The following is a 12,516-nucleotide window of genomic DNA, read 5'->3' as shown; positions in this document are numbered from 1 at the left end:
GGCGTGCGAGAGAGAGGCCGACAACCATGCCCGGTTTGCTGGTGCTGATGGGGTCGGGCGAGACGAGCCCGACCATGGTCGAGATCCACCGCGCCGCGGCGCGGACGCTGCGCGCGGGGGCGCGAGCCGTGCTGCTCGACACTCCCTACGCCTTCCAGGAAAACCGTGCCGACATCTCCGCCCGCGCGTGCCGATACTTCGCCCACAGCGTCGGGCTGGATGTCGAGGTGGCGGCGGCGATCACGGGCGCCGACTGGGTCTTCTCCGGTCCTGGCAGCCCCACGTACGCGCTGGACCGCTGGGCCGACTCGGGCGTGGCGGGCGACCTGCGGGCCAGGGTCCGGGCCCGTGAGGGGGTGACCGTGCTGGCCTCGGCGGCGGCCTGCACGGCGGGCCTGGCCACGGTGCCGGTCTACGAGATCTACAAAGTGGGCGCGGAGCCGGCCTGGCGGGAGGGCATCGACCTGCTGGAGGCGCTGGGGCTGCAGGCCGTGCTGATCCCGCACTTCGACAACGCCGAGGGCGGCACCCACGACACCCGCTACTGCTACCTCGGTGAGAGCCGGCTGTCCCGCATGGAACGCGACCTGCCCCCCGGCACCGCGGTCCTCGGGCTCGACGAGCACACGGCGCTGGTCATCGACCTGGAGAGCGAGTCGGTGCGGGTGGCGGGGCGGGGCGGCCTGACCGTGCGCCGGCCGGGCACGCTGACGGTCCTGCCGGCCGGCACCCATACTGACCTGGCCGAGCTGCGCCGCCTGGCCGAGGGCCGCGCCGGCACCCCCGCCCCGCCCCAGCCCTCCTCCTCACCGGAGACCGCTCTTTCCGAGGTCACGCTGGAGGAGTCGATCCGTTCGTGCGAGGAGTCGTTCAAGGCCGCCGCGGCCGGGCCCGACATGGTGGCGGCCGCGCAGGCGGTGCTCGACCTGGAGGTGGAGCTCGTCAAGTGGGCCGCCGACACCGAGGAGGACTCGGGCGGGGTGGAGCAGGCCAGAGAGCTGATGCGGCTGCTCATCGCCCGCCTCGGAGAGCTGGCCTCGACGGCGAGCCAGCACTCCCAGGACCTCCCTGCCTTGGTGCTGCCGTTGCTGGCACTGCGGGCCGAACTGCGGGGGAAGGGCTGCTACGACGTCGCCGACGCGCTGCGGGAGGCTATGGCGCGGGGCGGGGTCATGGTCGAGGACACCCCGGACGGGCCCCGCTGGACTTCGGTCTCTTAGACCTTGGAAGAGGAAGTTTCGCCGATAACTGACCGTGACAGTAAAGGCACGATAATGTGATCTCGTCACTCGACGTGCTCGCACAGACACGCTTGGATTTCGCCGGGCGTGCGTGCGAGACTCTCATTCATGGAAGGCGATGAGGCGATGACTGCTCTGCCGGATGACGGCTGGCTGGATTCTCATCCGCCGCCAGGTCGTGCCAGGCTTTTCTCCGTGCCGCACGACATGGGCGACTACACCGTCGAGGACTGGCTCAAGCTCCCCGAAACAGGGGAGCGCATAGAGTTGATCGACGGGAGTTTTCTGGTGAGTCCCATGCCGGGCTACGATCACGCGATCGCGGCCAAGCGCCTGCTCCGCATCCTCGATGACGCCCGTCCCGAGGACTACGAGGTGGTGGAGACGGGCAATCTTGAGGTCGGCGAGGATGGCTTGATTCCCGACATCGTGGTGGGGCATGCCGAGGCAATGCTTTCGGGGGTCGCCAAGCTCTCCTCGAGCGAGGTCGTCTGCGTCGTTGAGATCGTCAGTCCTGGCAAGAGTAGTCATCGTCGCGACTATGAGATCAAGCCGCCCAAATACGCGGCAGGTGGCATCCCCGTCTTTCTTCGGGTTGAGCTCATGGGCGACGGCGCACCGCGGGTTGAGGTTTTCAATCTGGGCGCCGAAGGATACGAGCTGGTCGCCGAGGTCAAGGCGGGGGACATCCTGACGATCGGGGTTCCCTTCCCAGTCTCCTTCGATCCCGCCACGCTCGCCGGGCTTCGTCGCTAGAACGTTCTGGCGATCTCGCGGGCCCGCTCGTCGGCCTGCTTGCGCTCGTTCTCGTACGATCCCGTCAACGTCGGGTGGTGCCGGATCTCCTGGACGTCCGCCACGCCCGCCCACCGCAGCCATCTCCCGAAGAACGCGGACTGGAAGTCCGCCCCGAACTCCGGTCCCAGACCCGGGCCCCAGACGGCGCTGGTGTAGACGACGGTCGCGCGCTTGCCGGTCAGGAGGCCGCGGTAGCCCGTTTCCTGGTGTACGTCGAAGACCATGCCGGGCTGGCTGACGACGTCGATGAACTGCTTGAGCTTGTACGGCACGCCCGAGTTCCACATGGGCACGCTGAACAGGTAGCGGTCGTAGGCGGTGAACCGTTCGCAGATCCGCACGGCTGCCGCCCACGCCTCGGCCTGCTCGCCCACCGGGGTGCCGCCGCCGAAGACGGTCATCTTGGCGCCCGCGGCGGCGGGGCCGAACTCCGGGAGTGTGCCGTCCCACAGGTCGAAGTGGTCGACGACGGCGCCGGGGTGGGTGGATCGGTACTCCTCGGTGAACGTCTGCGCGATGGCCAGGGAGATGGACTCGGTTCCGCGCGGTGAGGCGGAGATGTGCAGCAGGCGGCTCATGGTGGTGTGGTCCCTTCGACTTTCCGGACTGTGGTCCGCTTACGAGAGTCAAAGATATGGACTGCGGTCCGGTTGGTCAAGGGCGGGCGGAGGCAGGAAAGGGCCGAGGGCAAAGAAGGGCTTGAGGCGGCAACCGGCGCCCGGCCTCAGAAGGGCATGGGGAAACCGGCGGTGCCCGTGCGCGGCCTCGGAAGGGGAATCAGCGGCGCGGGGGGTCGATGCGGGCGCCGTCCGAGGTGAAGATCATGATGCGGGAGAGGTCCACGCCCACCTTGGCGGCGTCGCCGGCGCGCCAGACGGGGCGGCCGCCGAGGCGGATGATCAGGTCCGAGCGGCGGTGGATGCCGCTGTTCACGTGCTGGCCCACGTGCTCCTGCTCCTGCCGCTCCTCCTGGGGATGCGAGAACAGCCGTCGTACCAGCCCCGAGACCTTGCCCGAGCCGTTCTTGACGCCGTTGGTCCGGACGCGCGGGTCCGGCGGCTCGGGCACCGGCGCGGCCGGCATCCCGCACTCCAGGTACGCCAGCCACTCGTGCCCGTGGTACTCCAGCGCCCGCACCCGCCCGTAGAAGGACGGCCCCTCGTAGGACTCCGGCACCGGCGCCAGCCCGTCCGGCCGCATCCCCACCAGGACCTGCCCGCCCGTGTGCTGCGAGATGGCGTACGCCCTGGGATCGCTCCACGCCATCGTCAACTGGTGAGGACCGAAGTCGAGCATCACATATTGGTTCTGCGGCGTCCTGACATCGGCCGCCAACAGGTTCAACTGCTGGGAGTTGAGAAAAGCCGCCACGAAAGCCGTCGCTGGATCGTTGTAAATTTGGGCCGGAGTTCCGACGTCCTGAAGGACGCCGCGATTCAGGATCGCGATCCGGTCGGCCAGCGTCAGCGCCTCCACCTGGTCGTGCGTCACGTAGATCGTGGTGACGCCGAGCGACCTGACCAGCGAGGAGATCTCCATCCGCAACTCGGTGCGCATGCCGGCGTCCAGGTTCGACAGCGGCTCGTCCATGAGGAACAACTTGGGCTGCCGCACGATCGCCCGGCCCATCGCCACCCGCTGCCGCTGCCCACCCGAGAGCGTGCCCGGCCGCCGCTCCAGCGTCTCGTCGATGTGCAACGCCTTGGACAGTTCGGTGACGCGTTCACGTACCAGAGCGGGGTCGGCCTTGGCGATTTCCAGGGGAAAGGCGATATTTCCGCGTACGGTTCTGTGCGGGTAGAGCGCCCCGTTCTGGAACACCATCGCCACATCCCGATCGCGCGGCGCCAGATGGTTGGCCATCTGACCGTCCAGCCAGAGATCCCCCTCTGTGATCTCCTCCAAGCCCGCGATCATGCGAAGCAACGTGGACTTGCCGCATCCGGAAGGGCCGAGGAGGACGAGGAACTCGCCGTCCTCCGCCCTCAGGCTCAGCCGGTCGACTGCTAGGTAGTCGCCCGGATACACCTTGGTCACTTTGTCGAGAACGACCGAGCTCATGGGCTCACACCTTGCGCGCGTGTCACCTGTGACGAGGCTGATAGAAGAGGTAGTACATCGCGCCTTAACGATACATGTCCACCCTTGACATAAATATTCTCCTTGGCATGCGTTTCGGTCGGGAGTTTTGGGCATCCGTACGCCGAAATTTCCGTATCTGGGTAGCCTGGAAGGGCTTGCGTAAACTTGCGGAAAGGGCTTTCATAGTCGGGACCGTACGGGGGAGACACGGGGGAGACCATGACCGCTTGGTGGCGCAACGCCGCGATCTACCAGGTCTACGTGCGCAGTTTCGCTGATGGCGACGGCGACGGCGTCGGCGACCTGATCGGCGTTCGCGATCGCCTGCCGTATCTGGCCGGTCTGGGCGTCGACGCCATCTGGCTGACCCCGTTCTACACCTCGCCGATGGCCGACTTCGGCTACGACGTGGCGGACTACAGGGATGTCGACCCGCTGTTCGGATCACTCGCCGATGCCAAGGCGGTCATCAACGAGGCCCATGGCCTGGGGTTGCGCGTCATCGTGGACGTCGTCCCCAACCACACCTCCTCCGCCCACCCCTGGTTCCAGCAGGCGTTGCGCGGCGAGAACCGCCGGCGCTACATCTTCCGCGACGAGCCCAACGACTGGGAGTCGATCTTCGGCGGCCCGGCGTGGACGCGGGTCGAGGACGGGCAGTGGTACCTGCACCTGTTCGACCCCTCCCAGCCCGACCTCAACTGGGACGACGAGGAGGTGCGCGGCGAGTTCGAGTCGATCCTGCGTTTCTGGCTCGACCTGGGCGTGGACGGCTTCCGGGTGGACGTGGCGCACGGCATGGTCAAGCCGGCCGGCCTGCCCGACATCGGACGCGGCAACCAGGCCACGATGGTCGGCAGGGAGCCGGTGCCGTTCTTCGACAACGACGGCGTCCATGAGATCCACCGCGCCTGGCGGCGCGTGCTCGACTCCTACCCGGGCGAGCGGATCGGCGTGGCCGAGGCGTGGGCGCCGACCGCCGAGCGCCTGGCCATGTACGTACGCCCTGACGAGCTGCACCAGGCCTTCAACTTCCACTACCTGTTCGCCCCCTGGGACGCCGCCGGGCTGCGCGAGGCGATCGACTCCTCGCTGGCCACCTCCGGCTCCGTCGGCGCGTCGGCCACCTGGGTGCTCTCGAACCACGACGTCAAGCGGCATGTCACCCGCTACGGCAGCCTGGCCAGGGCCCGCGCCGCCGCGCTGCTGACCCTCGCGCTGCCCGGCTCGGCCTACGTCTACCAGGGCGAGGAGCTGGGCCTGCCCGAGGTGCTCGACCTGCCGGAGGAGGTGTGCCAGGACCCGCAGCGGCTGCGCGACCCCGACAGCGGGCGCGACGGGTGCCGGGTGCCGCTGCCGTGGACGTACGAGGGCGGCTGGAACGAGCCCTGGCTGCCGATCCCTGAGGAGTGGGCCGGGCTGAGCGTGCAGGCCCAGCAGGGTGTGCCCGGCTCGACGCTGGAGCTGTACCGGCAGGCGCTGCGGCTGCGCCGCGACCTCGAAGGGGAGCTGGTCTGGCACGACTCGCCGGAGGGCACGCTCGTCTTCTCCAGGGGCGAGTTCGTCTGCACCGTCAATGTCGGCGGAACGGCCGTGGACTTCGGGCTCGACGGAGAACTCCTGCTCGCCTCCGATGTCGCCGGAGCAGCGGATTCGACGGCCTGGTGGAAAGTAAAGTGTGTGCCATGAATGGTCACGCTCGCCTAGCCGACATCGCCGCCCAGGCCGGGGTGAGCGAGGCCACGGTCTCCCGGGTGCTCAACGGCAAACCGGGAGTCTCCGCCGCCACCCGTCAGGCGGTGATGACCGCGCTCGACCTCATGGGCTACGAGCGCCCGCCCCGGCTGCGGCAGCGCAGCAACGGGCTGGTCGGCCTGGTGACGCCGGAGCTGGACAACCCGATCTTCCCCGCGTTCGCGCAGGCCATCGAGAAGGCGCTGACGCAGCATGGCTACACGCCCGTGCTCTGCACCCAGCTTCCCGGCGGCGCGCCCGAGGACGAGTTCACCGAGCTGCTCGTCGATCGCGGCGTGAGCGGCATCGTGTTCGTCTCGGGGCTGCACGCCGACACGACCGCGCGAATGGACCGATACACCCGCCTGACCGACCGCGGGCTGCCGATCGTGCTGGTCGACGGCTACAGCGAGCACATCGACGCCCCGTTCATCTCGCCCGACGACCGCCTGGCCGCCAAGCTGTCCGTGCAGCACCTGGTCGACCTCGGCCACGAGCGGATCGGGATCGCGCTGGGGCCGCGCAGGTTCGTGCCGGTGATCAGGAAGATCGAGGGATACCGGCAGGCCATGGTGCAACTGCTCGGCGCGACCGACGTCGATGAGCTGATCTCGCACTCGTTGTTCTCGGTCGAGGGCGGGCAGGCCGCCGCCGCGCAACTGCTCACCCGCGGCTGCACCGGCATCGTGTGCGCGAGCGACCTGATGGCGCTGGGCGCGATCCGCGCCATCAGGGAGAAGGGGCTGTCGGTGCCGGGGGATGTGTCCGTGGTGGGATTCGACGACTCGCCGCTGATCGCGTTCACCGATCCGCCGCTCACCACCGTACGCAAGCCGATCGGCGCGATGGCGTCGGCGGCCGTGCAGACCCTGCTCGAAGAGGTCAACGGCGCTCCCGCCAAGCACGTCGAGCTGATCTTCCAGCCGGAGCTCGTCGTCCGCGGCTCCACCGGCTCAGGCCCCCTGGTCAACCGGTGAGGGAGTGCCGTCGTCTGGAGGAGCGACCAGAGCGGGGGAAGACGGCGGCATCTGGCGACCGAGCCCGCCTCCGCGAAGTGGAGGCCATGAACACGTGACGCGGGACCTTCTGGTTCTCGGCGGTGCCGGGGTCGACACGACGGTCTACGTGCCCGAGTTGCCGTTGCCGTACAAGGACACCTACCACGTGCCGCCGGTCGACGACCGGATCGGCAACACCGGCGCGGGCGTGGCGCTCGGGTGCCACGCGCTCGGGCTCGGCGTCGCCTTCGCCGACCTCATCGGCGACGACCCGCAGGGCGCGCTCATCCGCCACGCGCTGCGCGAGGTCGACTGCCGCTGGGGCCCGGCCGAGGCGGGCACCCGGCGCAGCGTTCTGCTCGTGGGGCCCGACGGGCGGCGCACCTCGTTCTACGACGCGAAGCTCACGCCTGAGGAGCGCCTGCCCAGAGAGCTGTACGCGGACGTGCGCCCCCGCCACGTCCACGTGTCGATCATGGACTTCTGCCGCCACGTCTACCCCGACCTCGACGGCGTGCCGATCTCCACCGACCTGCACGACTGGGACGGCGCCGCCGACTACCAGAAGGACTTCGCCTACCACTCCGACCTGGTGTTCCTCTCGGCCGCCGCGCTGCCTGAGCCCGCCGCCGTCATGCGCGACGTCATTGAGCGCGGGCGCGCCCACACGGTCGTGTGCACGCGCGGCGCCGACGGCTGCCTCGTCATGACCCGCGGCTCCGGCGCGCGCGCCTTCCCCGCCGCGCCGCTGCCCGGCCCGGTGGCCGACAGCAACGGCGCCGGCGACGCGTTCGTCTCCGGATTCCTGTACGGCACGCTGCGCGGCAGGCCGCTGGAGGAGTGCGTGCGCATGGGGGCGATCGCCGGGGCGCACGCCTGCGCGGTCACCGGCACGCACGAGTCCCCGATCACCGAGTCACTGCTGCTCACCAGGGCTTCGATCTAGATCCAGCTCCCGCCAGGCCCGGCAGAAAAACGGCGGGAGCGAGATCACCGCGTAGACCCCGGTGAAGGCCAGGAGCGTGGCCCCGAGGCCGGTGAGCGCGGTGAGCGAGCCGGCCAGCAGCCCGCCGATCGGCATGCCCGCGTACGCCGCCGCCGTCATGGCGCCGATCACCCGCGCCCGCAGCGGAGCGGGGATCCGGCCGTACTGCAGGATGCCCAGGATGGGGTTGATCCCGCCCGCCGCGAACCCGGACAGCGCGGTGACGGCGAGCGCCACGGGGAACGGCGCGCCCAGTGCCAGCACCAGCACGCGCGGGACCCCGGCCAGGAAGAAGCACAGCCCGTACGTCAGCCGCATCGGTAATCGTGCGCCGGCCGCCCCGTACACGATCGTCCCCAGCACCGCGCCCGCCCCAAGCGCCCCTGTGAGCAGCCCGAACGCCCGCGGGTCGCCCACCACGTCCCGTGCGTACAACGCGAGCAGCACCTGCGTCACGCCCGTGTCGAGCAGGTTGACCACCACGACCATCGCGGTGGCGCTGAGCTGCAGCCGGTCCTGCCAGAGGAAGGTCAGCCCAGCCCGCAGGTCGTTCAGGTACCCGCCGGGGTCGCGCTCGCCCCGCGCCGTCCGCCGTACCCCGGCCGCCACGAGCAGCGCGGACAGCAGGAAGCTCACCCCGTCCACCAGCAGCAACATGCTCGGGCCTATCCACAGGATCAGCACTCCGGCCAGCGGCGCGCCCACCATCGCCGATCCCCGGCACACCCCGTCGTAGGCCGCCGTCGCCCGCTCGATCCGCACGCCGGCCGCCGTCGCGAGGTCGGGCAGCATGGCCTTGCGGGCGGTCTCGCCGGGGGTGGCGGTCAGCCAGCGCAGGAAGAGGAGCAGCAGCAGGAGCGGGTAGCTCAGCCCGGTGGTCAGGAACAGCGCGGGCACGGCCAGCACGATGAGGCCGCTGATCAGGTCGGACAGCACGCTCGCCGCGCGGTACCCGAGCCAGTCCACCAGCGTGCTGCCGAACGCGGCCGAGATGACCATGGGGAAGGTGGTGGCGAACGAGGCCACACCCGTCAGCACGGCGCTGCCGGTGGTCTCCAGGACGAACCACGGGACGGCCAGGATGGAGAGCATGTTTCCCGTGACGGAAAGTGCGTTGGCGGACAACAAGGTGATGTATGGACGCCTCACGCGCACAGCCCCCGGCGATGTTCCTCCGCTTCAGAGTTGCCGATGGTCGTCAGACGGTCAAGATAGGGTCAAATCGTGATTTAATAGTACGATTAGGACGTTTCTTTGAGGAGTTCGCTCTGTGAGCGTTGTGGTGTGCGGCGAGGCGATGTTGCTGATGCTGGCCGAGCCGGGCATCCCGCTGGAACGGGCGATCGCCTTCCGCCGCTCCGTGGCGGGGGCCGAGTCCAACGTGGCCGCCGGCCTGGCCCGGCTCGGCCACGAGGTGCGCTGGCTGGGCAGGCTCGGCGCCGACCCGGCGGGCAAGGCCGTGCTGGCGATGTTGCGGGCCGAGGGCATCGACACCCGCCACGCCGTCATCGACCCGTACGCCCCGACCGGGCTGCTGCTGCGCGACAGCCATCCCTCCCGGGCGATCGACGTCCAGTACTACCGCGCCGGGTCGGCCGCCTCCCTGCTCGGCCCCGACGAGCTGACGGCCGGGATGGTGAGCGGCGCCCGGCTCGTCCACGTCACCGGCATCACGCCGATGTTGTCCGGCTCGGCCCGCGAGGCCACACTGCGCCTGCTGGAGCTGGCTCGGGAGGCGGGCGCGCTGGTGTCCTTCGACCCCAACATCCGGCTCAAGCTGGGCCCGCCCGAGCGGTGGCGGGAGCGGGTCGCGCCGCTGCTGGACCGCGCCGACGTGGTGCTGGCGGGGGAGGACGAGCTCGACCTCCTGGGCGTCGATCCGGACAAGCTGCCCGGACTCGTCGTGGTCAAGCACCGCGACAAGTCGGCGAGCTGCGGTGAGCTGCGGCAGGAGGCCTACCCGGTGCCGGTGGCCGATCCCGTGGGGGCTGGGGACGCGTTCGCGGCCGGGTTCCTGTCCGGGATGTTGCGCGGGCGGCCGTACGACGTGTGCCTGCGCGAGGCGGCGGCCGTGGCCGCGCTCGTCGTGCAGTGCCCCAACGACACCGACGGGCTGCCCGACCGGGCCGGCCTGGACCGCGCGCTGGCCGCGTTCACCGAGGCCGGAGAGACCGTACACCGCTAGAAAGGCAGTCATGTACCGCTGGGAGATCGTCCAGGCCGTCACCGCGCAACGCGTGTTCGGGATCGTCAGGAGCGCGGGGCCCGACGAGGCGGTGGCCGCCGCGCAGGCCGTGCTGGACGCGGGGCTGCAGGCTGTCGAGGTGGCGCTGACCACGCCGCGCGCGCTGTCCGCCGTCGAGCGCCTCACCGAGCAGCGGCCGGACGCGCTGATCGGGGCCGGCACGGTGCTCGACGAAGCCGCGGCCGGCGCCGCCGTACGCGCGGGGGCGCGCTTCCTGGTCTCACCCAACCTGAACCCCGAGGTGATCCGGGCCGGGCACCGCTACGGCGTGCCGGTCTTCCCCGGCGTGACGACGCCGAGCGAGATCGTCCGCGCGCTGGAGGAAGGCGCGGACGCCGTGAAGATCTTCCCGGCCTCGGCCGTGTCGCCGTCGTGGCTCCGGGACGTGCGGGCCGCGCTGCCGCAGGCGCCCGCGATCCCCACGGGAGGCGTGAGCATCGACAACGCGCCGGAGTGGATCGCGGCCGGCGCCGTGGCCTGCGGGATGGGCTCGGCGCTGACCTCGGGCGGCGCGCGGGCGGCGGGGGAGCGGGTCACCACGCTGCTCGCCAAACTCGCCGACGCCCGCTGACGGGAGCGCGGTATGGAGCTTCAGGGGCTGCACGGGCAGGTGGTCGACAGGATCGGCCGGTCGCTGGCGTCCGGGGAGCTGCGCGCGGGCGAGGTCCTGCGCCTGGAGGACGTACAGGAGCGGTTCGGCGTCTCCCGCACGGTCGCCAGGGAGGCCGTACGCGTGCTGGAGTCCAAACGGGTGGTCACCAGCCGCCCGCGGGTCGGCGTCACCGTGCGCCCGATGAGCGCCTGGAACCTCTACGACCCGCAGGTGATCCGCTGGCGGCTCACCTCGCCAGGGCGCGCGGTGCAACTGCGGGAGCTGGCCGAGTTGCGGGTGGCGGTCGAGCCGGCCGCCGCGGCGCTGGCCGCGGTCCACGCCGATCCCGACGTGCGGCGCCGGCTCATCGCGCACGCCCAGGCCCTGCTGAGCGCGGCGGGGGGCGGTGACGTCAAGGGGCTCGTGGCGGCCGACGCCGCCTTCCACCGGGTGCTGCTCACCGCGTCGGGCAACGGCATGTTCGCCCAGCTCGCCGAGGTGACCGAGGAACTGCTCGTGGCCAGGCGCGATCTCCTGCTGCTGCCCGAGCAGCTCGACACGGCCGCCGTACGGGGCCACCTCGACGTGGCCGAGGCGGTGGCCGCCGGGCACGGGGCCGAGGCGGCGCAGGCGCTCCGGTCGATCGTGGAGTCGGCCCGCACCGAGGTCGAAAACCTCCTCGAAGGAGGCGCCTGCGCGCTCACGTGATCGTGGTGGTGGTCGTCTCCGAGGCCGGCCGCCCGGACACGGCGAACCGCCCGGAGACCATCGCCACCACCGCGCCCAGGAACATGGCGGCGGCGCGTCCAACGAACAGCTCGCGTCCCTGACCACCCCGTCCCCGGTGGTGCGACAATAATTCGGACATGTCAACATCGTCTAAAGGGTGAGCCATATGTCCCTCCCACCCCATGACCTACGGGGAGATCACCCGATGACCGTCGCCGTCCACGTCGGTCCCGAGCCCGTGCCCGCGCTCATCGACGCCGTACACCGCGCCGGCGCCCGCGTCGTGCCCCTGGAGCAGGCCGAGGCGATCGTCTACTTCGGCAACGACGACCCGGACGAGGTGCGTTCGATGCTCCACGAGGGCATCCGCTGGGTGCAGCTCCCGCACGCGGGCATCGAACGGTGGGCCGCGGCCGGGGTCATCACCGGCCACCCCGTCTTCACCGCCGCCACCGGCTCCTACGGGCGGCCCGTGGCCGAGCACGCCCTGGCCATGATGCTGGCCGCCGCCCGAGGCCTGCCCCGGCTGGCCAGGGCGAAGGAGTGGGGCCCCAACACCTCCAAGGAGTTCGCCGGCTCGACGGTCGCGATCGTCGGCTGCGGCGGCATCGGCCGGGCGCTGATCCGCCTGCTGGAGCCGTTCGGCTGCACGGTGGTGGCCGTCAGCGACAGCGGCGAGGTGCCCGGCGCCGCCCAGGTCGTGCCGCGCGCCCGCTACCGCGAGGCACTGCCCGAGGCCGACTACGTGGTCATCGCGGCACCCGCCACGCCGGGCACCAAAGGCATGTTCGCGACCCGCGAGTTCGAGCTCATGCGCCAGGACGCCTGGCTCGTCAACGTGGCCAGAGGCGGCCTCGTGGTGACAGACGACCTGGTGGACGCCCTGCGTACGGGCCGCATCGGCGGCGCGGCCCTCGACGTCACCGCCCCCGAGCCGCTGCCGGCCGGCCACCCGCTCTGGGACCTGGACAACGTCCTCATCACCCCCCACAGCGCCAACCCCCGCCCCGCCTACTGGCGCGGCCTGGCCGAACGCGTCACCTCGAACGTGCGCCGCTTCCAGGACGGCGCGCCGCTGGAGGGCGTGGTCTCCCCGGCACAGGGTTTCTGAG

General features: G+C 70.7%; 13 protein-coding genes. 9 read left to right on the top strand and 4 right to left on the bottom strand.

The window, feature by feature from the left end; genetic code table 11:
• Positions 1-26: 26 nt before the first annotated feature.
• A complete protein-coding gene (locus tag ACFPZ3_RS38130) occupies positions 27-1,220 on the top strand; it encodes a CysS/YqeB C-terminal domain-containing protein (RefSeq protein ID WP_379519202.1) in 1,194 nt (397 codons plus the stop codon).
• A 129-nt stretch (positions 1,221-1,349) separates the two neighbouring features.
• Entirely contained in the window at positions 1,350-1,997 is a 648-nt protein-coding gene (locus tag ACFPZ3_RS38125; RefSeq protein ID WP_379519201.1) for a Uma2 family endonuclease, read from the top strand.
• Here the strand turns inward: ACFPZ3_RS38125 and ACFPZ3_RS38120 are convergent.
• Together ACFPZ3_RS38120 and ACFPZ3_RS38115 are read right to left on the bottom strand one after the other, a co-directional pair.
• Entirely contained in the window at positions 1,994-2,617 is a 624-nt protein-coding gene (locus ACFPZ3_RS38120; RefSeq protein WP_379519200.1) for an FMN-dependent NADH-azoreductase, read from the bottom strand. The two genes, ACFPZ3_RS38125 and ACFPZ3_RS38120, sit on opposite strands and share 4 nt — an antisense overlap.
• A 199-nt stretch (positions 2,618-2,816) precedes the next feature.
• Positions 2,817-4,100, bottom strand: a complete 1,284-nt coding sequence (locus ACFPZ3_RS38115; protein WP_379519199.1) for an ABC transporter ATP-binding protein — start codon at positions 4,098-4,100, stop codon at positions 2,817-2,819.
• Between the two features lie 240 nt (positions 4,101-4,340).
• Here ACFPZ3_RS38115 and ACFPZ3_RS38110 point away from each other — a divergent pair, with 240 nt between their 5' ends.
• From ACFPZ3_RS38110 to ACFPZ3_RS38100, 3 genes are all read left to right on the top strand, one after another.
• Positions 4,341-5,810: a glycoside hydrolase family 13 protein gene (locus ACFPZ3_RS38110; protein WP_379519198.1), complete on the top strand. Its 1,470-nt coding sequence runs from the start codon at positions 4,341-4,343 to the stop codon at positions 5,808-5,810.
• Complete coding sequence (locus ACFPZ3_RS38105; protein WP_379519197.1) at positions 5,807-6,832, top strand: LacI family DNA-binding transcriptional regulator; 1,026 nt, start codon at positions 5,807-5,809, stop codon at positions 6,830-6,832. The genes ACFPZ3_RS38110 and ACFPZ3_RS38105 overlap by 4 nt, the downstream gene beginning before the upstream one ends.
• Positions 6,833-6,926: 94 nt before the next feature.
• Positions 6,927-7,799: a carbohydrate kinase family protein gene (locus ACFPZ3_RS38100; RefSeq protein ID WP_379519196.1), complete on the top strand. Its 873-nt coding sequence runs from the start codon at positions 6,927-6,929 to the stop codon at positions 7,797-7,799.
• Here the strand turns inward: ACFPZ3_RS38100 and ACFPZ3_RS38095 are convergent.
• On the bottom strand, positions 7,770-8,987 hold the full coding sequence (locus tag ACFPZ3_RS38095; protein ID WP_379519195.1) for an MFS transporter: 1,218 nt from the start codon (positions 8,985-8,987) through the stop codon (positions 7,770-7,772). The genes ACFPZ3_RS38100 and ACFPZ3_RS38095 overlap by 30 nt on opposite strands.
• 121 nt (positions 8,988-9,108) lie before the next feature.
• On the opposite strand from ACFPZ3_RS38095, the gene ACFPZ3_RS38090 reads away from it, so the two are divergent.
• Genes ACFPZ3_RS38090 through ACFPZ3_RS38080 form a run of 3 tightly spaced genes read left to right on the top strand, consistent with a single transcriptional unit; the run spans position 9,109 to position 11,383 of the window.
• The gene (locus ACFPZ3_RS38090; protein WP_379519194.1) at positions 9,109-10,023 is read left to right on the top strand and encodes a sugar kinase; all 915 of its coding nucleotides are present in this window, start codon (positions 9,109-9,111) and stop codon (positions 10,021-10,023) included.
• Between the two features lie 10 nt (positions 10,024-10,033).
• Positions 10,034-10,654 (top strand): bifunctional 4-hydroxy-2-oxoglutarate aldolase/2-dehydro-3-deoxy-phosphogluconate aldolase, encoded by a 621-nt coding sequence (locus ACFPZ3_RS38085; RefSeq protein WP_379519193.1) that lies wholly within the window; start codon positions 10,034-10,036, stop codon positions 10,652-10,654.
• Between the two features lie 12 nt (positions 10,655-10,666).
• The gene (locus ACFPZ3_RS38080) at positions 10,667-11,383 is read left to right on the top strand and encodes a FadR/GntR family transcriptional regulator (protein WP_379519192.1); all 717 of its coding nucleotides are present in this window, start codon (positions 10,667-10,669) and stop codon (positions 11,381-11,383) included.
• Here the strand turns inward: ACFPZ3_RS38080 and ACFPZ3_RS38075 are convergent.
• Positions 11,376-11,543, bottom strand: a complete 168-nt coding sequence (locus ACFPZ3_RS38075; protein ID WP_379519191.1) for a hypothetical protein — start codon at positions 11,541-11,543, stop codon at positions 11,376-11,378. The genes ACFPZ3_RS38080 and ACFPZ3_RS38075 overlap by 8 nt on opposite strands.
• Before the next feature lie 66 nt (positions 11,544-11,609).
• On the opposite strand from ACFPZ3_RS38075, the gene ACFPZ3_RS38070 reads away from it, so the two are divergent.
• Entirely contained in the window at positions 11,610-12,515 is a 906-nt protein-coding gene (locus ACFPZ3_RS38070; protein ID WP_379519190.1) for a D-isomer specific 2-hydroxyacid dehydrogenase family protein, read from the top strand.
• Position 12,516 lies beyond the last annotated feature (1 nt).

It is taken from the genome of Nonomuraea insulae, from assembly GCF_042656245.1.
The sequence above is the reverse complement of the archived record's forward strand: the minus strand, read 5'-3'. Positions and strand labels throughout refer to the sequence as shown.